The 19,585-nt window shown below is 74.3% G+C and carries 15 protein-coding genes and 3 tRNA genes; 9 read left to right on the top strand and 9 right to left on the bottom strand.

The window, feature by feature from the left end; all coding sequences use genetic code 11:
• Positions 1-5 precede the first annotated feature (5 nt).
• The 4 genes from ABZ249_RS25920 to ABZ249_RS25905 all read right to left on the bottom strand — a co-directional run bounded on the left by ABZ249_RS25920 (position 6) and on the right by ABZ249_RS25905 (position 2,742).
• Entirely contained in the window at positions 6-1,871 is a 1,866-nt protein-coding gene (locus ABZ249_RS25920; protein ID WP_355267842.1) for an NAD(P)/FAD-dependent oxidoreductase, read from the bottom strand.
• A 594-nt stretch (positions 1,872-2,465) separates the two neighbouring features.
• Positions 2,466-2,542: transfer RNA gene (locus tag ABZ249_RS25915), tRNA-Val, on the bottom strand.
• A gap of 15 nt (positions 2,543-2,557) precedes the next feature.
• Positions 2,558-2,628 (bottom strand) — tRNA-Cys (locus ABZ249_RS25910).
• 41 nt (positions 2,629-2,669) lie between these two features.
• Positions 2,670-2,742 (bottom strand) — tRNA-Gly (locus tag ABZ249_RS25905).
• A 192-nt stretch (positions 2,743-2,934) separates the two neighbouring features.
• On the opposite strand from ABZ249_RS25905, the gene ABZ249_RS25900 reads away from it, so the two are divergent.
• Positions 2,935-4,110, top strand: coding sequence for a molybdopterin molybdotransferase MoeA (locus tag ABZ249_RS25900; protein WP_355267839.1), 1,176 nt, complete (start codon positions 2,935-2,937; stop codon positions 4,108-4,110).
• 50 nt (positions 4,111-4,160) lie between these two features.
• Here the strand turns inward: ABZ249_RS25900 and ABZ249_RS25895 are convergent, their stop codons facing one another.
• Positions 4,161-5,783: an MFS transporter gene (locus tag ABZ249_RS25895; protein WP_355267836.1), complete on the bottom strand. Its 1,623-nt coding sequence runs from the start codon at positions 5,781-5,783 to the stop codon at positions 4,161-4,163.
• A gap of 191 nt (positions 5,784-5,974) precedes the next feature.
• Between ABZ249_RS25895 and ABZ249_RS25890 the strand changes: the two genes are divergently transcribed.
• The 3 genes from ABZ249_RS25890 to ABZ249_RS25880 all read left to right on the top strand — a co-directional run bounded on the left by ABZ249_RS25890 (position 5,975) and on the right by ABZ249_RS25880 (position 8,469).
• Entirely contained in the window at positions 5,975-6,526 is a 552-nt protein-coding gene (locus tag ABZ249_RS25890) for a TetR/AcrR family transcriptional regulator (protein WP_355267833.1), read from the top strand.
• 318 nt (positions 6,527-6,844) lie between these two features.
• A complete protein-coding gene (gene manA, locus ABZ249_RS25885; protein ID WP_355267830.1) occupies positions 6,845-8,035 on the top strand; it encodes a mannose-6-phosphate isomerase, class I in 1,191 nt (396 codons plus the stop codon).
• 59 nt (positions 8,036-8,094) lie between these two features.
• Positions 8,095-8,469 carry an FKBP-type peptidyl-prolyl cis-trans isomerase gene (locus ABZ249_RS25880; protein WP_355267827.1) on the top strand — a complete coding sequence of 125 codons (375 nt, stop codon included), beginning with the start codon at positions 8,095-8,097 and terminating at the stop codon, positions 8,467-8,469.
• 66 nt (positions 8,470-8,535) lie between these two features.
• Here ABZ249_RS25880 and ABZ249_RS25875 read toward each other — a convergent pair whose 3' ends face one another.
• Entirely contained in the window at positions 8,536-9,711 is a 1,176-nt protein-coding gene (locus ABZ249_RS25875) for an acyl-CoA dehydrogenase family protein (protein ID WP_355267824.1), read from the bottom strand.
• Between the two features lie 179 nt (positions 9,712-9,890).
• Here ABZ249_RS25875 and ABZ249_RS25870 point away from each other — a divergent pair, with 179 nt between their 5' ends.
• Positions 9,891-10,532, top strand: a complete 642-nt coding sequence (locus tag ABZ249_RS25870; RefSeq protein ID WP_355267821.1) for a TetR family transcriptional regulator — start codon at positions 9,891-9,893, stop codon at positions 10,530-10,532.
• A gap of 37 nt (positions 10,533-10,569) precedes the next feature.
• Here ABZ249_RS25870 and ABZ249_RS25865 read toward each other — a convergent pair whose 3' ends face one another.
• The gene (locus tag ABZ249_RS25865) at positions 10,570-12,234 is read right to left on the bottom strand and encodes a hypothetical protein (RefSeq protein WP_355267818.1); all 1,665 of its coding nucleotides are present in this window, start codon (positions 12,232-12,234) and stop codon (positions 10,570-10,572) included.
• Complete coding sequence (locus ABZ249_RS25860) at positions 12,219-12,980, bottom strand: ABC transporter ATP-binding protein (protein WP_355268011.1); 762 nt, start codon at positions 12,978-12,980, stop codon at positions 12,219-12,221. The genes ABZ249_RS25865 and ABZ249_RS25860 overlap by 16 nt, the downstream gene beginning before the upstream one ends.
• Before the next feature lie 347 nt (positions 12,981-13,327).
• Between ABZ249_RS25860 and ABZ249_RS25855 the strand changes: the two genes are divergently transcribed.
• Together ABZ249_RS25855 and ABZ249_RS25850 are read left to right on the top strand one after the other, a co-directional pair.
• Complete coding sequence (locus tag ABZ249_RS25855) at positions 13,328-14,611, top strand: histidine kinase (protein ID WP_355267815.1); 1,284 nt, start codon at positions 13,328-13,330, stop codon at positions 14,609-14,611.
• Complete coding sequence (locus ABZ249_RS25850) at positions 14,611-15,396, top strand: response regulator transcription factor (protein WP_355267812.1); 786 nt, start codon at positions 14,611-14,613, stop codon at positions 15,394-15,396. The genes ABZ249_RS25855 and ABZ249_RS25850 overlap by 1 nt, the downstream gene beginning before the upstream one ends.
• A gap of 34 nt (positions 15,397-15,430) precedes the next feature.
• On the opposite strand, the gene ABZ249_RS25845 is transcribed toward ABZ249_RS25850, so the two are convergent.
• Positions 15,431-16,783, bottom strand: a complete 1,353-nt coding sequence (locus ABZ249_RS25845; protein ID WP_355267809.1) for an MATE family efflux transporter — start codon at positions 16,781-16,783, stop codon at positions 15,431-15,433.
• A gap of 292 nt (positions 16,784-17,075) precedes the next feature.
• Here ABZ249_RS25845 and ABZ249_RS25840 point away from each other — a divergent pair, with 292 nt between their 5' ends.
• Both ABZ249_RS25840 and ABZ249_RS25835 read left to right on the top strand, forming a co-directional pair.
• Positions 17,076-17,528, top strand: coding sequence for a carboxymuconolactone decarboxylase family protein (locus ABZ249_RS25840; RefSeq protein ID WP_220559753.1), 453 nt, complete (start codon positions 17,076-17,078; stop codon positions 17,526-17,528).
• 97 nt (positions 17,529-17,625) lie between these two features.
• Positions 17,626-19,422: an AMP-dependent synthetase/ligase gene (locus ABZ249_RS25835; protein ID WP_355267806.1), complete on the top strand. Its 1,797-nt coding sequence runs from the start codon at positions 17,626-17,628 to the stop codon at positions 19,420-19,422.
• Positions 19,423-19,585 lie beyond the last annotated feature (163 nt).

Genomic DNA, 19,585 nt, shown 5'->3' with positions numbered 1-19,585 from the left:
CGTCGTCATTTTCCGGCGCGCCGGTAGTACCTGTAGGCCTTGCTGACGGTGTCGCCGAGGACCAGGCCGGCGTTGTCCCTGCGCCTGAGGTGGGCGTCCATGCTCACCGTGGCCGCGGTCCCCTCGCCGGCGGCCTGTGCGATCCGCTGGACCGACGCGGCGCGCACGTCGCCGGCCGCGAACAGGCCCTCCTCGGTGGTCTGGAAGGCCAGGACCTTCGGTTTCTGGTTCTCGGTGTCGGGGTCCTCCTCACCGTTCGGCTTGTACTTGCGGGGATAGGGCCAGGGGATCTGTTCCGTGAGGACGAAGCCGTTCCCGTCCCGGGCCACACGGGCCGCGTTCGGGTTCTGGCCATCGGGCGGGCGGAGCCATTCGGTGGCGGGCACGCCGCCGATGAGCGCGAAGACGAAGTCCGCCGGTATCGTCTTTTCCGGAGTGGTCGACCGTGTGGGATGGACGACCACGTGGGAGAAGGGGCGGATATCCCCGGCGACGAATTTCCGAACGATCCATTCCTTGTACAGGGTGACCTTTTTCGCCTTGACGAGCGCTTCCACCTCCTCCCGGAGGGGGCCGCCCATGCTCAGGTCCGACCGGACCACCAGGGTCACGTCGGCGACCGCGCTGAAGAGGACGGCCGCGCGCCCCGCGGTGTCGCCCCCGCCGACGATGACGACCTTCTTCCGGGCGCCGCCGGGGTCGGGCCGGAGGAGGTCGGCGTCCCCGGGGAGCGCGTCGTAGTACAGGCCCCGGTCGACGTACTTCTCCTCGTCCTGCGCGCCGATACGGCGCGGCCTGCGCCCGCAGGCCAGCAGCACCATGCCCGCCGAGTAGGTGCCGGTGGCGCCGTCCTGGTCGCGCCAGTGGACCCGGTACCTCTTGAGCTCGACGTTTCCCTGCCCGAGGTCCACCGAGAGGATCTCGCGCTCGAGCGCGGTGGCGGTGACCGTCGGCATCCAGTAGGTGTACCGGGACCGCATGACCTGGGACAGGGCGCGCCGGATCAGGCTGGGGGCGGGGATGCCGCCGGGGAAGCCCAGGTAGTTCTCGATGCGGTTGATGCCGGTCCCGGCCTGGCCGCCAGGAGAGTCGTCCTCCAGGACGAGGGTGCTGAACCCCATGGCCGCGGAGCTCACGGCCCCCGCGAGGCCCGCCGGGCCGCCGCCCGTGACGACCAGGTCGAACCGCTGGCCCTCCCCGCCCCTCTGGAAGAGCCCCAGCTCCTTCGCCAGCGTGGTGAGCGAGGGATCGGCGTGCACCGTGTGGTGTCCGGACCCCCATTCGATGAGGACCCAGATCTCGTCCGTCGGGGTGCCGCTCGGGAACGCGAGGTGGTTGATCCAGTTGAGCGCCAGGAACCGCTTGGTGCGGTGCGCGCGGGGGCTGAGCTGGTCCCCGAAGACCACGACCAGGGGGTACTCCGGCACGGGTTCGGGCAGGAGCCTGCGTGTGAGGCGGAGGGCGAGGTCCTCCGTCTCGGAGGGGCGGTGGAGCAGGGCCACGGGCTCGTCCCGGAGGGCGGCGAGGTACTCCGGTGTCACGTCCCCGATGCCGTCCGGTGCCGGGGGCCGTGCGGTGAGCAGGAGGGTCTCGGCCACGACGGCCTCGTCCGGGGCGTCGCCTAGGGCGCTCAGCGCGGTCCGCCCGGTCTCGCCGGCCACCGCGTCCTCGTCGGCGACGACGACCACCTGTGGCGGTCCACCGGAGGGTTCGAAGGACAGGGTGCGGAGCGCTTCGCGCGCCCGGTCCAGGTCGGGGGTCGTGATGAGGCGGGCGTCGTTCCCGAGCCAGTCGTCGAGCGTTTCCCGGAGTGCTTCCAGGCGCTGCCGGTCGGGGTCGGAGAGGACGACCACGAGTTTCTCTTCGGACAACGGTCACACCGTCCATGCTGCGGAGGGGGCGGGCCCATGGGAATGGAACGCGGGCTTTTCCGGTGGGCCCGGGTGCCGGGCATTTGATGAAACCGTAACAGCGAAAAAGCGGAAAGAGTCGCCGGAGAAAAAATATCTCGCGTTTCGGGTGGGCCAAAAAAAGGAGTGCGCATCCTTCGTCTAAAACAACAGAATCCTCAGTCGCAGAGAAGCTCTAATGTGAACCCAAAGGGAGAATTAGGCATAAGGTGCAAAGGGATTCGTTGCCAGATGTTCTGGTGGGGGAGGGGGTGGGGGATCGACCCCTGGGAAGAGAGGTCGGCCTGACAGGGCAGGGCAAAGAGGGGCATTCGACGCGGGTCGCCGCGTGCGGGGGCCGGGGGAGGGTGCGGGGCCTCCCGCTCGCCGGCCTGCCGGGATGGGAACGAAGAACGCGCGTCTTACGTGCTCTCCGAAAACAGGGGGCCTGACCGCCGGCGTCCGTGATGCGTACGGGCACCGCGCCCCGGGCCGTCGTTTCCGAGCGTTCGCGGGGCCCGGCCACGGCCCCCACATGACGAACGGGCCGGAGGTGTCCTCCGGCCCGCTGCGTACTGGTGGGCGATACAGGATTCGAACCTGTGACCTCTACCGTGTCAAGGTAGCGCTCTAACCAACTGAGCTAACCGCCCGCGTGAAGCGATGTGAGGTGGAGACGGGATTCGAACCCGTGTAGACGGCTTTGCAGGCCGCTGCCTCGCCTCTCGGCCACTCCACCGAGTTCCACGCGGCCACCGGGGTGGCCGCGCGTCTCCTCCGAGCGGACGACGGGATTCGAACCCGCGACCCTCACCTTGGCAAGGTGATGCTCTACCAGCTGAGCCACGTCCGCTTGTCGACCGGCCCGGCCTCGTTCCCTCGGCCGTTGCCCTGTCGCTGGTTAGAACTTTAGCGGAAAGTCGTCAGACGGCAAATCGGGTTTGCGCGGGCCCCGGCCCACACGCTGGGAGGAGGCGGAAACGCCGCCGTCACGGCCCCGGGTGGACAATGGTGGCCAGACCGCTGACGACGGGAGGGCGACGCCATGGGCGGGTGCGGATCGGACCGCGGCGGGCCGCTGGACTGGCCGGCGGCCCGGGACCGCGCGCGCGATGCGGGGGAGCGGGCGGCCGCCGCGGTGCGCGAGGTGCCGCTGGCGCAGGCGCTGGGCGCCGTGCTGGGCGCGGACGTGCGCGCGTTGACCGGGGTCCCGGCGTTCGACGCCTCCGCCATGGACGGCTTCGCGGTGGCCGGCCCCGGCCCCTGGGAGCTGGTGGGCGCGGGCCTGGCGGGCGCCCCGGTGGCCGCCGCGGGCCTGGCGCCCGGGGAGGCGGTGGAGATCGCCACCGGCGCGCGGGTGCCCAAGGGGACCGAGGCGGTCCTGCCCTACGAACTGGCCGAACGCTCCGGCGGCCGCGTCTCGGGCCCGGTACGGGCGGGGCGGCACGTGCGCTGGACGGGGGAGGAGACCGCACCGGGCGAGACGGTCCTCACCCGGGGACGTGCCGTGGGCCCGGCGGTCCTGGGCCTGGCGGCCTCCCTGGGCCACGAGACCCTGCCGGTGCTGGCACCCCGGGTCGGGGTGCTGGTCACCGGTGCCGAGGTCACCACGTCGGGCCTGTCCGGCGAGGGCCTCGTGCGCGACGCCATCGGCCCGATGCTGCCCGGCCTGGCGGAGTGGGCGGGCGGCCGGGTGGAGCGGACGGACCACCTGGACGACGACCGCGGCGCGCTGGCGGCGGCGATCGCCGCGGCCGACACCGACGTGCTCGTGGTGTGCGGCTCCTCCTCCAAGGGCCCCGCCGACCACCTGCGCTCCGTGCTGGCCGAGCTGGGCGCGGAGGTCCTGGTGGACGGGGTGGCCTGCCGCCCCGGGCACCCGCAGCTGCTGGCGCGCCGGGAGGGCACAACGGTCGTCGGCCTGCCCGGCAACCCCGGGGCCGCCCTGGTGGCGGCCCTCACCCTGGTCGTTCCGCTGCTGTGCGCGATGGCCGGGCGCCCCGACCCCGCGGCCGATCCGGACCCGGTGCCGCTGGACGGGGAGGTGGACGCCCATCCCCGCGACACCCGGCTGGTCGCCGTCCGCCTGGAGCGCGGCCGGGCCGTCCCGGTCGGCCACGACCGTCCGGCCAGCCTGCGCGGCGCGGCCCTGGCCGACGCCTACGCCGTGGTGCCGCCCCGCTGGAGTGGCGGGGCGGTCGATCTGCTGCACCTGCCCTGAACAGGCGGGAGGCCCCGCAGGACATCCCTGCGGGGCCTCCCGGGCCGGGGTCAGGACCGGTCGGCCGGCTCCTGCCCGTGCTGCTCGGCGAGCACCGGCGGCTCGGGCTGCTCGACCGCCGGGTTGCCCCGGCCGCGCAGCAGCAGCCACGCCTGGACCGCCGCCACCACCACGATCGCCACGGCGATCGCGCTGGTCATGTGCATACCGCTGGTGAACGCGGTGCGCGCGGCCTCCATCAGCGCCGCCCCGGAGGCCCCGCCCAGGTCGGCGGCGGCGTTCGCGGCACCGCCCAGGGTTTCGCGGGCGGAGTCCACCGCGTCGGCGGGCACGCCCTCGGGGCCGGTCAGGTGCGAGCGGTAGAACGCGGTCAGCGCACTGCCCAGCACGGCCACGCCCAGGGCCGCGCCCAGCTCGTAGGCGGTCTCGGAGATGGCCGAGGCCGCACCGGCGCGCTCGGGCGGGGCCGCCGACATGATGGCGCCGTTGGTGAGCGTCTCGGCGAACCCGGCGCCGGTCGCGATCAGCGCGAACCCGGTGGTCACGACCGTCACGCCGAGCGTGACGTCGTTCACCGGCGCGATGACCAGCACCGCGAACCCGGCGGCGGTCACCAGCAGGGACCCGCCGATCACGGTGGCCAGGCTCAGCCGGCGCGACAGCCGCACCGCCACGAGGCCGGCCAGGACCGACAGCGTCAGACCCGGGATCAGGACGATCCCGGCCCGCATCGGCGAGATGTCCAGCACCAGCTGGAGGTACTGGGTCAGGAAGAACAGGGACGACACCAGCGAGAAGACGATCATCAGGTTAGTGACCACCGCCACGCTGAACACGTGGTTGCGGAACAGGTCCACGTCGATGAGCGGGTCGTCCAGCTTCTTCTGCCTGCGCACGAAGGCGTAGCCCAGGATCAGGCCGATCGCCAGCGAGGCGACGGGGACCACGGACAGGCCCTCGGTGGCGAGCTTCTTGACGCCGTACACGGCGGGCAGCATCGCGGCCAGGGACAGGGCCACGCTGACCGGGTCGAGGCGGCCCGCGTCGGGGTTGCTCGACTCGCGCACCAGCAGCGGCACCAGGACCAGGATCAGGGCCATCACCGGCAGGTTGATGAGGAACACCGAGCCCCAGAAGAAGTGCTCCAGCAGCCAGCCGCCCAGGATCGGGCCCAGCGCGGCGCCGCCGGAGAAACCGGAGGCCCACAGGGCGATGGCCAGCAGCCGCTGGCGCGCGTCCAGGAAGATGTTGCGCAGCAGGGACAGGGTCGAGGGCATGAGCGAGGCGCCGGCGACGCCCAGCAGGGCGCGGGCGGCGATGAGGACCTCGGGCGTCGGGGCGAAGGCGGCCAGCAGCGAGGCGGCGCCGAACGCGGCCGAACCGATCATCAGCAGCCGGCGGCGGCCGATGCGGTCGCCGAGCGAGCCCATGGTGATCAGCAGCCCGGCCAGGATGAAGCCGTAGACGTCGACGATCCACAGCAGCTGGCCCGCGGTGGGCGCCAGCTGTTCGCTCAATGCGGGTACGGCGAAGCCGAGCACGGTCGAGTCGACCGAGATCAGGATCACGGGCAGGACCAGGACGGCCAGCGCGGTCCACTCGCGGGGACCGGCCAGCGCGGGGCTGCCGTTGCGTGCGCGGTCGTGTCCGTTTCCGGCCTTGGCGGAAGTCATCTCTCCTCGTTACGTGTTCGCTGTTCCCGCGTTCCCGGCAGCGGCCGGGCGCGGCTCCGGCGGGATGGCGGGCTCCGGGCCGGACGGTGGGGACGGGAAGCGCTGTCGACCGTGCGGCGCGCGGGGCGCACCTCGGGGATTCTTCAACCGTCCAGACGGTACAGTACCGTCCAGCCGGTACAGTGTCAATCGTGAACACTTCCAACACCCGCGACCGCATCCTCGACGCCCTCCAGGAGATCCTCATCCGGGAGGGCTACTCATCGGTGACGCTCGAGGCGGTGGCCCGCGCCGCCTCGGTCTCCAAGGGCGGTCTGCTGTACCACTTCCCTTCCAAGGCCGCCATGCTCACCGGCCTCATCGAGCGCCTGTCCGTCCTGGCCGAGCAGGAGTTCCGCGAGGCGGTGGAGGGAGAGGAGGGCGTGGTCCGCGTCTTCCTGCGCACCTCGCTGCCGCAGAGCTCGGAGGAGCGCGAGCTCTACTGGGCGATCATCGCCGCGCTGCGCGGCCAGGACGACATGCCCCCCGAGGCCTTCGCGCACGTCCAGGACCTGTTCGACCGCTGGCGCCGCCTGCTCCACGAGGAGCTGGAGGACCCCGTCCTGGCCGAGATCATCCTGCGTGCCGGGGACGGGCTGTACCTGTCGGACATCGTCGGCCTGCCCTCCGCCGACCCCGCGCTGCTCCAGGCCGTGATCGACCGGCTGGCGGCCGAGTCCGACCGGGTCCGCCGCGTACGCTGACCCCTCCGGGAGCCCCCGGTCCCCTGCGCGGCCCCGGCGCGACGCCGTTCCGCCCGTTCGGCCCCCGGCTGTTCGCCGGACGGTGACACGGCGGTGCTGTCCATGTGTCCGGGATCATGATTTACTTCCCAGTAACTTCATTGCCGCCGCCGGGTCCCGGGACCGCCGGGCGCCCGCTCACACAGTGAGGTGACGCGTGCACCACCGCGGAAGTGGGGCGTGCCGGGTCGACGCAGGGGCGCTCCGTTCGCGAGACTGGCCCCACCTCGCCGGAGCGTCCACGGGGTGAGAACACGCAGACGGGAAAGCGGGGAGCGGATGCACAGGCTCACCAACCAGGTCCGACCGTACGCCTGGGGGGCGCGCACGGCCATCCCCCGGCTGCTGGGCCTGGAGCCGGACGGCACCCCGCAGGCGGAGCTGTGGCTGGGCGCCCACCACGGCGCCCCCAGCACCGCGCAATGCGAGCAGGGCCCGCTCCCGCTGCCCGCGCTCATCGCCGCCGAACCCCACCGGGTCCTGGGCCCGGAGGTCGTCGACCGGTTCGGGGTGCGCCTGCCGTTCCTGCTCAAGGTCCTGGCGGCCGACGAGCCCCTCTCCCTCCAGGTGCACCCGAACGCCGACCGGGCCCGGGCCGGGTTCACCGCCGAGGAGGGCCGGGGCATCCCGGTCGACGCGCCGCACCGCAACTACCGCGACCCCCACCACAAGCCGGAACTGCTGCTGGCCCTGGAGCCCTTCGAGGCCCTGTGCGGCTTCCGGGAGCCGGCCGCCGCCCACCGCGACCTGCTGGACCTGTCCTGCGACCTGGCCGCCCTGCTGCGCGAGGACCTCTCCCGGGAGGACGACCGCGCCGCGCTGCGGGCGGCGCTCACCCGCCTGCTCACCCTGGACGGGGCCGACCGCGAACGGCTCATCGGCGGCTTCGTGGAGGAGTGGGAGCGGGTCCGCCCCCGGTGCGCCCACGCCGGCATCATCGGCGACCTGGCCGCCCGCTACCCGGGCGACCCCGGAGCGGTGGCGTCGCTGCTGCTCAACCGGGTCACCCTGTGGCCGGGCCAGGCCCTCTTCCTGCCCGCGGGCAACCTGCACGCCTACCTCCAGGGCACGGCCGTGGAGGTGATGGCGGGTTCCGACAACGTGCTGCGGGCCGGGCTGACCCGCAAACACGTGGACCCGGCCGAGCTGCTCGACGTGGTCGACTTCTCGGTCCTGCCCATCCCGTACTCCCTGCCGACCGTCCAGGACGGGCGGCGGCAGTTCCGCCCGGCCGCGCCGGAGTTCGCCCTGCACGAGATCGGCCCGGGCCGGGTCACCGCCCACCTGCCGGGGGAGGGGCCCGCCGTGGTGCTGGCCCTCAACGGCCGGGTCGAGCTGATCCCCGAGGTCGGCCGCCGGATCGAGCTGCGCCGCGGCGAGTCGGTGTTCGTCCAGGCCGACAGCGGGCCGCTCAAGATCGAGGGGCAGGGGCACGTCGTCGCCGCCACGGTCGGCGCGCTGCTGGACTGAGTCCCGGGACCGATACGCTGGCCCTCTCTGTTCACTTGTGTCACAGAAGAGGTAGCACCATGGCTCTGGAGCGCCCGGAGATCGACCCCATCGAAGGCCCGCCCCCGGCGGACCTGCAGATCACCGACATCGTGGTCGGCGAGGGGCAGCAGGCCGGACACGGCAACACCGTCGACGTGCACTACGTGGGCGTGGCCTTCTCCAACGGCGAGGAGTTCGACGCCAGCTGGAACCGCGGCGCCCCGCTGAGCTTCACCCTCGGCAAGGGCCAGGTCATCCCGGGCTGGGACCAGGGCGTCCTGGGCATGCGCGTCGGCGGCCGCCGCAAGCTGGTCATCCCGCCGCACCTGGCCTACGGCCAGCGCGGCGCGGGCGGCGCGATCGGCCCGAACGAGACCCTGATCTTCGTCTGCGACCTGGTCGCCGTCCGCTAGGACACACTCCCGGCGGAGCACGCGTGAAGGGCCCGTGCCTGCGCGGCACGGGCCCCGTCCCCGCGGTCAGCCCAGGGTTGCGCCCACCTTGACGTGGCCCTTGAGCAGGTCGCGGGCGATCGTGCGGCGCTGGATCTCGTCGGTGCCCTCGAAGATGCGCAGCAGGCGCAGGTCGCGGTAGAACCGCTCGATGGGCAGTTCGCGCGTGTACCCCATGCCGCCGTGGATCTGGAGCACGCGGTCGACGATCTCGTTGGCCTTGACGCCGCCGAAGAGCTTGGCGATGGACTGCGCGTGGCGCGAGTCGCGGCCCTCGCCCACCTGCCAGGCGGCGTGCAGCACGAGCAGGCGCAGCGCCTCGATCTCCACCTGGGAGTCGGCGATCATCCACTGGATGGCCTGGCGGTCGGCGATCGGCGCGCCGAAGGTCTCCCGGGTCTTGGAGTAGTCGACGGCCATGGTCAGCAGGCGCTCGCAGCTGCCGACGGCGCGCGCGGGCAGCAGGTAGCGGCCCTTGCCGATCCACTGCATGGCCAGCGCGAAGCCCTTGCCCTCCTCGCCGAGGATGTTCTCGTGCGGGACGCGCACGTCCTGGAAGACCAGCGCGGCCGGGCGGCGCTCGCCCATGGTGTCGATGGGCTCGGCGGTCCAGCCCATGTCGCGGTCCACCAGGAAGCAGGTCACGCCCCCGTTGGCGCCCTTCTCCGGGTCGGTGACCGCGAAGACCATGGCGAAGTCGGCCTCGTAGCCGCCGGTGATGAAGGTCTTCTCGCCGTTGATCACCCACTCGTCGCCCTCGCGGACGGCCCGGGTGCGGATGGCCTTGGCGTCCGATCCCGCGCCCGGCTCGGTGATGGCGAAGCAGGAGCGCTTCTCGCCGGCGATGGTGGGCAGCAGGTAGCGCTCCTTCTGCTCCTCGTTGCAGTGGTAGAGGATGTTGTCGGCCTCGCCGCCGAACTTGAAGGTCAGGAAGGTCCGGCCCAGCTCCATCTCGATGACCGCGGCCGTGACGGGGTCCAGGCCCATGCCGCCGTACTCCACCGGGGTCTCCACGCCCCAGAAGTCGGACTTGCGGGCGAGGTCGCGCAGTCTGGTGCGCTCCTCCCGGTTCAGGCCCGGGGGGTGCCCCTCGCGTTCGCGCCGCAGCACGTCGTTCTCGAGCGGCATCAGCTCCCGCTCGACGAAGGTCCGGACCCAGTCGCGGACGGCGCGCTGCTCTTCGCTCAACGAGAAATCGATCACGGCCTGCTCCCAATTAACCTAACAGTGTTCGGTTATGTGAGGGTACGACGATCCCCGCCGCCGGTGCAAGAGGGGGCCCGCCCTTCCGCGAACGGCCCGGCCGGCCCGGTAGCGTGCGATGATCGGGCCGGACACCGGTAGGGGCCGGTGCCGGCAGACCGCAGAGGGGACCTACGCCCGTGGCCCGACCCAAGACACCGATCCTGAGCCGTGAGGCCATCCGCCGCGCCGCGCTCGCGCTCATCGACCGGGACGGGCTGGACGGGCTGTCCATGCGCAAGCTCGCCGAGGAGCTCGACGTGCGGGCCGCCTCCCTGTACAGCCACTACCGCACCAAGGAGGAGCTGCTCACCGCCATCGCCGAGGAGGTCACCCGGGACATCGAGGTCTCCGCGTTCGAGAGCGGCGACTGGCGCCGGGGCCTCACCGCGTGGGCGCGCTCCTACCGCGACGCCCTGGTCGCCCACCCCAACCTGCTGCCGGTGATCGCCGCGGGCCCCGGCCGCCGGGAGGAGGCGCTGCGCCGCGCCGACGCCATCCACGGCGGCCTGGTGGGCGCGGGCTGGCCGCCCCGGTACGCCACCATGATCGGCGCCTCCACCCGGTACCTGGTCCTGGGGTCGGCCACCGGCTCCTTCGCCCGCGGCTTCGACGACGACGTGCGCGTCTACCGCGACCGCTACCCCAACCTGTCCCAGGCCCACCGGCTGGCCGAGCACGCCGCCGAGATCGACGAGGACAGCTTCGACCTGGCCCTGTCGTCGTTCCTGGACGGCCTCGACACCCTCTACGAGAAGGTCCGCACCGAGCCCGGGCGCTGAGCCGGGCCGCCGTCCGCGCCCGGGCCCGGCGCCGCGTTCACGACCCCTGCGGCCGGGTCTCCCCGTTGCCGGAGATCGCCGTCCGTTCCAGCCGGTCCAGCAGGGACCCCCGCTCCGGCACCGACCGGAGCGCGACCTCCCTGCCGTAGCGGATGCGGGTGAACGTCTCCGGCAGGCGGGCCGCCAGCCGCCGGTGCGCGACCCGCCCCAGCCACCAGGCCCCGAGCAGGCCGTTGGCGACCCCCACCGGCAGCGCCGCCCACGGCGTCCCGGCCAGGCCCAGGAACACCGCCGCCAGTACGGCCGGGGCGGTCAGCACCGGCAGCGCCGCCAGGGACAGCCACACCTGGACCTGGTTGTCGCCGCTGTCGTTGGCGTCCACCCGCAGCTGCGGGTCCACACCGGGGGACAGGGCCACCACCGAGAACAGCAGGGACAGGCCCGACCCCACCCCGAACACCGCCGCCAGCCCGGTGAGCACGTAGGGCCAGGTCCAGTGCTCGCCGGTCGACACGATGAACAGCGCGCTCAGCACCAGCGCACCCGGAGCGCTCAGCAGCAGGACGGCGACCTGCCGGCCGCGCACGTCCGCCCTGGCGGTGTCCCGTCCCTGCCCCACGACCGCCTGCCACAGCGCCGTCCCGTCGTGCCCGTACATGTTCGCCGTGGCCAGCACCATGATGAACGCGCAGATCACCCCGGAGAACGGCGCGAAGAACGCGAACACCTCGCTCCACCAGCTCAACAGTCCGATGAACAGGCCCGCCCACAGCGCGGCGCGCACCTCCAGGCCCCGCCACGGATCGCGCCACCACTGGCGCACCTCCTTGCCGACCACCGCGCCCAGCGGCGTGTCCGGCAGCAGGCCGCGGGCCGGGCGGGACAGCGGCCGGGCGCCCAGGGGGCGCCCCCGGCGCCGCACCCCGCGCGCCGCGACCCGGGGGGCCAGCAGCACCGCGGTGACCGAGGCCAGGACCAGCGCGGTCAGGGCCGTGGCCGCCAGCCACCCCAGGGCCGCGCCCCAGTCGCCCGCCCCCGCCGCGTCCACCGCGTGCACCGGCCAGGAGGCGGGCAGCGCGGCCAGGACCGCGCCCGCCGTCCCCTCGCCCAGGCCGTGCTCGCGCAGCTCCAGGGTCGCCGCCAGCGCCGGCTGCACGGCCATCCACCCGAAGAAGAGCAGGGCCAGGATCAGCCCCCACTGCACCGAGGCGATCTCGACGCCGAGCCGCGAGTGCATCGCCGCGCCCAGGGCCCGGAACACCAGGCGCGACAGGGCGATCAGCGAGATCCACAGCAGCAGCGCCGCGGGCACCGCGACCAGGGCCGCGCCCGCCGACAGCGTCGCGCCGTGCCACACCAGGGCCGCGGCAGCGACCAGGGTCAGCGCGGGGCCGATGTCCACGAAGGCCGTGACCAGCAGCAGCGCGCCGGTGCGGCGGCGGTCCATCGGCAGCAGCGCGAAATACTGCGACCGCAGCGTCCCCGCACCGTTGGCGACCGTCGGGCCCAGCGCCCAGCCCGCCGCCCAGACGGCGAAGACCAGGGCGAACAGGTCCGACCGGATCCCCGGGCCCGGGACGGCGAGGGCGAAGTACCAGGTCGCGGCGGTGCCCAGCAGGGCGAGGACCAGGCCCAGGACGCGCATGCCCGTGAAGGAGCGGCGCATCAGTGCCAACTTCAGGCGGATCAGGACGAGAGCCACGACAGCTCCTCCTCGCCGATCCCGCGCGCGCCGACCAGGCGCACGAAGGTGTCCTCCAGGGTGGCGTCCGATCCGCGCACCCTGTCGAGAGTCCCGTCGGCCAGCATCCGGCCCCGGGCGATGATGGCCACCCGGTCGGCGAGCTGCTCCACCAGGGCCATCACGTGGCTGGAGACGACCACCGTGCCGCCGCCGTCGGTGAAGCGGCGCAGGATCGCGGTGAGCACCCGCGCCGACACCGGGTCGACCGCCTCGTAGGGCTCGTCCAGCACCAGTACGCGGGGGGCGTGCAGCAGGGCCGTGGCCAGGCCGATCTTCTTGCGCATACCGGTGGAGTACTCCGCGACCAGGACCCCCTTGCGGTCGGCCTCGTCCAGCTCCAGCACCCGCAGCAGCTCCTCCGCCCGCTCGCGGACCAGGTCGCGGCCGAGCCCGCGCAGCCCTCCCCAGTAGGTGAGCAGCTCGCCGCCGGTCAGCCGCTCGGGCAGGGACAGGCCGTCGGGGAGCACGCCGAGCAGGCGCTTGGCGGCCACCGGATCGGACCACATGTCCACGCCCAGCACCCGGGCGGTGCCCGCGTCGGGGCGCAGCAGGCCGACGGCCATGGAGATCGAGGTGGTCTTGCCCGCGCCGTTGGGGCCCACCAGCCCCAGCAGGGACCCGCGGGGGACGGACAGGGACACCCCGTCGGCGGCCGTCGTCCCGTTGAAGGCCTTGGTCAGCCCGACCAGTTCGAGGGCGGGCACGTCTTCGGCAGCGGGCCCGGCGCCCGTCGGGCCGGTGTCCTTCGGCACAGCGTCTGTCGGCACAGCGTCGTTCACCATGCCACCGATCGTCCCGCCGCGGGGCGGGGCCGCACATCGGCCGATCGGACGCGGTCCGCCACCGCAGTGTCGGCCGATCGGCCGACGACCGCGCCGACCGCCCCGGACCGCGGGATCGGCCTTTCGGCCGAGGTGCCGCCGCCCGCCCCCGGCCTACCCTGGAAGGGACGTCGGTGACGGGGGGCGTGATGGCGGGCGGCGGGGCCGGGAGCGGGACCGGGGAGGACGGGAGCGCGGAGCACCGCGGTGTCCGGGCCGGTCGGTGGGGCGTGACCTGGCGGACGGTGGTGGCGGTCGCCGCCGGGCTGCTGTGGACCGTGCTGTACGCCCTCCTGTACGCGGCGGGGTACAACTCCTACGTGCCCCCGTGGCTGAGGGGCGTGGACGTGGCCCTGGGCGCGGCGGCCTCCGTGGCGCTGCTCGCGCGGCCCCGGCACCCCCTGGGCACGGCGGTGGCCGTCGGGCTGATCTCGGCCGTGTCCTCGGCCTCGGTGGCGGCGCTGGTCATCGCGCTCATCGGGCTCGCCGCGCGCCGTCCCTGGTGGCAGGCGGCCGCGGTCGCGACGGGCACCCTGCTCGCCGGGCTGCCCTGGTTCCTGCTCCTGGTCCCCGGCCACCAGGTCTCCTTCGCGATCGCGGTCACCGTGCTCCTGCTCTCGGGCTGCCTGGGCTGGGGGCTGGCGATCAAGTCCCGGCTCCGGCTGGTCGAGCGGCTGCGCGAGGACGTGCTGCGCGCCCGCGCCGACCGGGACCGCAGGCTGGACGAGGCCCGCGCGGACGAGCGCCGGCGCATCGCCCGTGAGATGCACGACGTCCTCGCCCACCGGATGTCCCTGCTGTCGGTGCACGCGGGGGCCCTGGCCTACCGGGTCCGCCAGAGCGAGCAGGGCCAGGCCCCGCCGCCGACCGCCGAGGAGCTCGGCGCGGCCGTCCAGGTCATCCGCGACAACGCCCACCGGGCGCTGGACGAGCTGGGCGGGGTGCTGGCGGTGCTGCGCGCCGCCGACACCGCCCGGGACGGGGTCGGCGACGGCCCGGGGGAGGAGGGCACCGCCCCGCCCCAGCCCACCCTCGCCGACCTGGACCGGCTGCTGTGCGAGGCCGCCGACTCCGGGCAGCGCGTGACCGCCCGGGTGGAGCTGCCCGAGGGCGCCGCCCCCGCCGACCGGGTGGGCCGTAGCGCCTACCGGGTGGTGCAGGAGGGGCTGACCAACGCCCGCAAGCACGCCCCGGGGGCCCGGGTGGAGGTGCGGGTCCACGGCGGTCCGGGCCGGGGGCTGGCGGTGTCGGTGCGCAACCCGCTGCCGGTCGGGGTGGCCGTGTCCGAGATCCCCGGGGCGGGCGCCGGGCTCACCGGCCTGGCCGAACGCGTGGGCCTCGACGGCGGCGCCCTGGCCCACGGGCCCGACGGGGGCGCCTTCCGCCTGGACGCGGAGCTGCCCTGGCCCGAGGGCGTCCCGGCCCCGCGACCATCCGGGACGGCGGCCCCGGGGGAGCTCGCCCGCCCACCGGTCCCGGCGGGCTCCGCGGTCCGCAGGCCGGGGGTGCGATAGTGGGGAGCGTGGACACACCCGTGCGCGTTCTCCTGGTCGACGACGACCCGCTGGTGCTGACCGGGCTGCGGATCATGCTCTCCGGGGCGCCCGGCCTGGCCGTGGTCGGGGAGGCCGCCGACGGGGAGCAGGTGGTCGCCGCGGTGGCCGAACACCGGCCCCACGTGGTGCTCATGGACGTGCGCATGCCGGGCATGGACGGGATCGCCGCCACCCGGGCGCTGCGCACCGGCGGCGCCGACGACCCCCAGGTCATCGTGCTGACCACCTTCGACGCCGACGACACCGTCGCCCGGGCGCTGCGCGCCGGGGCCGCCGGGTACCTGCTCAAGCACACCGAACCGGAGAGGATCGTCGAGGCGGTGCACCGGGCCGCCTCCGGGGAGCCGGTGCTCTCGCCCGCCGTCGCCCGAGCCCTCATGGACCGGGTCGCGGCCGACACCGGGCCCGGTACCGGAACCCGGGGCGGCGGCGCCGGTCCGGGCGATGCCGACCCGGGCGGCCCCGCCGGTGCCGGGGCGGCCGGGCCGGGCTCCGGGGGCGGACGGGACGCCGAGCGCCGCCGCGCCGCCCGGGAGCGGCTGGCCCTGCTCACCGTCCGCGAGCGCGAGGTGGCCGACGCGGTCGCCGCCGGACTGTCCAACACCGAGATCGCCCGGGCGCTGCACATGTCGCTGGGCACGGTGAAGGCGCACATCTCCAGCGCGCTCACCAAACTCGACCTGGCCGGGCGGGTGCCGCTGGCGCTGCTCGCCCACGACGCCCGCGACCCCGACCTGCCCTGACCGAGCCCGCCCCGGCGGCGGCCGGGGCCGCCTCTCACAGGCGGGCGGACCGTCGCCGGAAGGCCGCGGTCTGGCCCACGACGAGGCCGGCGTTGGCCACCGCGTAGGCGGTCCAGACCCCGGCGAGTCCGCCCAGCGCGGCGGCGGGCGCCGCCGCCAGGCACAGCAGCCCGTAGCAGACCGCGAACGTGTACATCGAGTACCGCGCCTGTTTGAGCCCCAGCAGCCCCATCCCCGGCAGCGACTGCACGGCGTCGGCCGCCACCGCCGCCGCCAGCACCGGCAGCAGCGCGACGACCGCCTCCCGCACCTCCGGGTCGGGCGTGAACACCCCGACCGCGGACCCGCCCGACGCCCACAGCAGCACCAGGCCGACCGCCACAGCGGGCACCGCCACCAGGTACCCGGCGGTGATGGGGCGGCGCACCCCCGCCACCGACCCCCGCTTGGCGGCCCGGGCCGTGAACGGGATGCCGGACTGGCCCACCGCGACCGCCGGGAGGAACAGCAGGTTGGCGACGACCACCAGCACTTGGTGCGCGGCCGCCTGCTCCGTGCCGACGCGGGCCACCACCAGGCCCAGCAGGCTCAGCGCCCCGAACTTGATGAGCAGCGTGGCCCCGGTGGGCAGCCCGACCCGGGCGATTTTCACGACGCCCGCCCACTCGGGCGCGCCCGTCCCCACCCGGTGTCCGCGCAGCACGGTCCGGCGGCGCGAGACGTACAGGAACAGCACCGCCATGAGGCAGCCGTCCGCGAACAGCGCCAGCGCCGCCCCGGTCAGCCCCAGCCCGGGGACGGGGCCCGCGCCCAGCACGAGCAGCGGGGTGACGGTCACCGCCACACCGGTGTTGACCAGACTCAGCAGCATCACCGACCGGTTCCGCCCCAGGCCGATGAGCAGCACCGTCACCGATGCCTTGAGCGCGGAGGCCGCCAGGGCCAGACCCGTCAGCACCGCGGGCAGCACGCCCAGCGCCGCCAGGGTCGGCCCGGCCACCCCGATCGCACGTGCCCACAGCGGGGCCAGGGCCAGGACGGCCCCGCCCGCCCCGCCCATGAGCAGGGCCAGCCAGGTGGAGTCGCGCACCACGGGCGCCAGCGCGGCCGGATCGTCGCCGTTCTCGGCGATGAACGGCATCGACCCGCGCAGCGCACCCTGCACCACCATGAGCAGCGGGTTGAACACCGTGATGAGCAGCGCGTAGGCGGCCAGGTCGGCGGTGGCGGTGTTGCCGATCACGCCGACCGTGACCATGCTCCCGGCGGTCCCGGCGAGCATCGAGCAGTACAGGGGGAACGCCTTGCCCCCCAACCGCAGCGCGGTCCGTCCCAGCGGTGCGGGGGAGTCGGCCTGTTCGGACGCGGTCGGGGGTTCCGTGGTCACGGCGGGGGCCTCCCGGGGTGGTTCCCGATGGGTCCCGGAAAACGTAGCATCCTTTTTCTTGCGGCTCCGGAAGAATGTGTCGATAAAAGCCCTCTCCATCACGGCGGCGATTCTTCTGAAAAGGGCCTCCCGCCGTTCGGGGGCGGACGGTGCCGAACGGCCTCCGCCGCCCCGCCGGCGCGCGGCCCGCGGTGCCGGAAAGGGCGGCCCCGGCCCCGGGAAGAGCCGCGTCGTCGCGTATGTTGCCGGTAGTGCGGGCCGTGCGGGCCCGCCCCGACCGAGGAGGAGCCCCGTGTCCCAGAACCGCATCGTGTGGTCCAAGCAGGTCCCGGAGATCTATTCCAAACTCGACGAGGTCGACGCCCTCGTCGCCGAGCACCTCGACATCACCCTGCTCGAATTGGTGAAACTGCGCTCCTCGGTCCTCAACGGCTGCTCGTTCTGCGTCGACCTGCACACCCGCCGGGCGCTCAAGGAGGGCGAGTCGCAGCAGCGCCTCTTCCTGGTGTCGGCCTGGTACGAGGCGGGGGAGAACTTCACCCCGGCCGAGCGCGCGGCGCTGGCCCTCACCGACGAGATGACCCGCCTGGGCGACCGCGGGGTCTCGGACGAGGTCTACGCGGAGGCGGCCGAGCACTTCGATGACAAGCAGCTGGCCGCCCTGGAGGTCGCGATCTCGATGATCAACCTCTACAACCGGCTGGCGGTCACCTCGCAGCTGCACCCGCGTCCCCGCAGGGGCTGAGTGCCGTTCGGGGTCTGTCCGGGGCGGGGGCCCGGTGTTACGCTCGCCTGTGCTCTAGATCACATGTGAGTGCAGTGACGACCGTCAGGAGCCCTCCGTGCCCCCAGCCGTCTCCCCTGACCACACCCTCGCGCACCTCCTCGAACACAACGCCGCCGTCCACCCCGACCTGCCCGCCCTGTCCTGGCGCTCCGGCACCGACTGGGAGACCCTCACCTGGTCCGAGGTGAACGCGGCCGTCGCCCGCCTCGCCCAGGGCTACGCCTCGCTCGGCGTGGCCCCGGGCGACCGCGCCCTGCTGATGATGGGCGACCGGCCCGAGCACTGGCTCTCCGACCTGGCGCTGGTGCACATCGGCGCGGTCCCCACCACCGTCTACGGCACCGCCGCACCCGAGCAGGTCGCCTACATCGCCCGGCACAGCGGGGCCCGCCTCGCCGTCGTGGAGGACGCCGCCGTCGCGGCCGCCTGGGAACCCCTGGCCGCCGACCCGGGCACGGCGCTGGAGTCCCTGGTCGTGGTCTCGGGGGCCGACCCCGGCCGCGGCCACCTCGACTACGCCGCCCTGGCCGCCACCCCCGCGGGCGACGCGTTCGGGCGCCGCCACGACCTCAAGCCCGACGCCCTGCTCACCGTCGTCTACACCTCCGGGACCACCGGCGACCCCAAGGGCGTGGCGGTCACCCACCGGCGGATGCTCACCAACCTGGCCGCCCTGGACTCCCTCATCGACCTGCCCGAGCACGCCGCCCACATCTGCTACCTGCCGCTGGCCCACATCGCCGAGCGCGTCCTGGGCCTGTACCTGCCGCTGCTGCGCGCCTCCCACGTGTGGATGTGCGACGACCCGGCCCGCCTGGTGGAGGTGCTGCGGCACGTGCGCCCGCCCCAGTTCTTCGGGGTGCCCCGGGTGTGGGAGAAGCTGGCCTCGGCGCTGCGGGCGGGCATCGCGGGGCTGCCCGAGGAGCAGCGCGCGGGGATCGAGGCCGCCATGGCGGTGGCCACCGAGCACACCGCCCACCTGGAGCGCGGCGAGCCGGTCCCGCCGGACCTCGCCGAACGGTTCGCGGTGGTCCGCGGCCTCGCGCTGGCCCCGCTCCTGGAGAAGGTCGGGCTGGACCGCGTGGTGTGGGCCTCCAGTGCCTCCGCCCCGATGCCCCAGGAGGTCGTCCGTTTCTGGGCGGGCCTGGGCGTGCCGGTCATGGACGCCTGGGGCCTGACCGAATCCCTGGGCGTGGCCACCGTCAACACCCCGACGGCCGGGTTCCGGCTGGGCTCGGTGGGGCGCCCGCTCGCCACGGTGGAGGTCCGGGTCGCCGACGACGGCGAGGTCCTGCTGCGCGGCGAGACGGTGTTCGACGGGTACGTGGACGCCGGGGGCGCGGTGCGCCCGGCCACCGACGCCGACGGCTGGTTCGCCACCGGCGACGTCGGGCGCCTGGACGGGGACGGCCACCTGTGGATCACCGACCGCAAGAAGGAGATCATCGTGACCAGCGGGGGCAAGAACGTCTCGCCCGCCCTGGTGGAGAACACCCTCAAGGAGCACCCGCTGGTCGGCCAGGTCTACGCCCACGGGGACGGCCGGCCCTACCTGGTGGCGCTGGTGGTGCCCGACCGCGAGGTCGCCCCGGTGTGGGCGGCGGCCCGGGGCATCGACACCGGCGGGGACTGGGACGCCCTGGTCGCCCATCCGGAGGTGAACGCCGAGCTGGAGCGCGCCATCGCCGCGGCCAACGCCCGGCTGAGCCGGGCCGAGCAGGTCAAGCGCCACCGCGTGCTGGCGGGGGAGTGGGGCCCGGACACCGGTGAGCTCACCCCCTCCCTCAAGCTTCGGCGGCGCGTCATCCGGGACAGGTACGCGGAGGAGCTGGACGCCCTCTACCGGGACTGACGCCGCTCTCCGCCGCGGCGCCGCGACTGCGGCGCCCGGGCGGAACCGGCGGGAACAGGCGGGAGGGGGGGGCCCGGCCGGGGGCCCCCCCCGGGGGGGGGGGGCGGGGGGGGGGCGGGGGGGGGCGGCCGGGGGGCGGGGGGGGGGGGGGGCGCGCGCGGGC

The sequence above is a fragment of the Nocardiopsis sp. NPDC006139 genome, from assembly GCF_040614155.1.
In the GTDB taxonomy this organism is placed as follows: Bacteria; Actinomycetota; Actinomycetes; order Streptosporangiales; family Streptosporangiaceae; genus Nocardiopsis; species Nocardiopsis changdeensis.
Note: the sequence above shows the minus strand (reverse complement) of the source record. Positions and strands in the feature narration are given on the sequence as shown.

What these genes read in the sequence shown, in the direction of transcription:
- ABZ249_RS25900 (WP_355267839.1), top strand. Translation starts at nt 2,935, where the DNA reads ATGGGCGGGTGCGGATCGGACCGCGGCGGGCCGCTGGACTGGCCGGCG.
- ABZ249_RS25895 (WP_355267836.1), bottom strand. Translation starts at nt 5,783, where the DNA reads ATGACTTCCGCCAAGGCCGGAAACGGACACGACCGCGCACGCAACGGC.
- manA (WP_355267830.1), top strand. Translation starts at nt 6,845, where the DNA reads ATGCACAGGCTCACCAACCAGGTCCGACCGTACGCCTGGGGGGCGCGC.
- ABZ249_RS25880 (WP_355267827.1), top strand. Translation starts at nt 8,095, where the DNA reads ATGGCTCTGGAGCGCCCGGAGATCGACCCCATCGAAGGCCCGCCCCCG.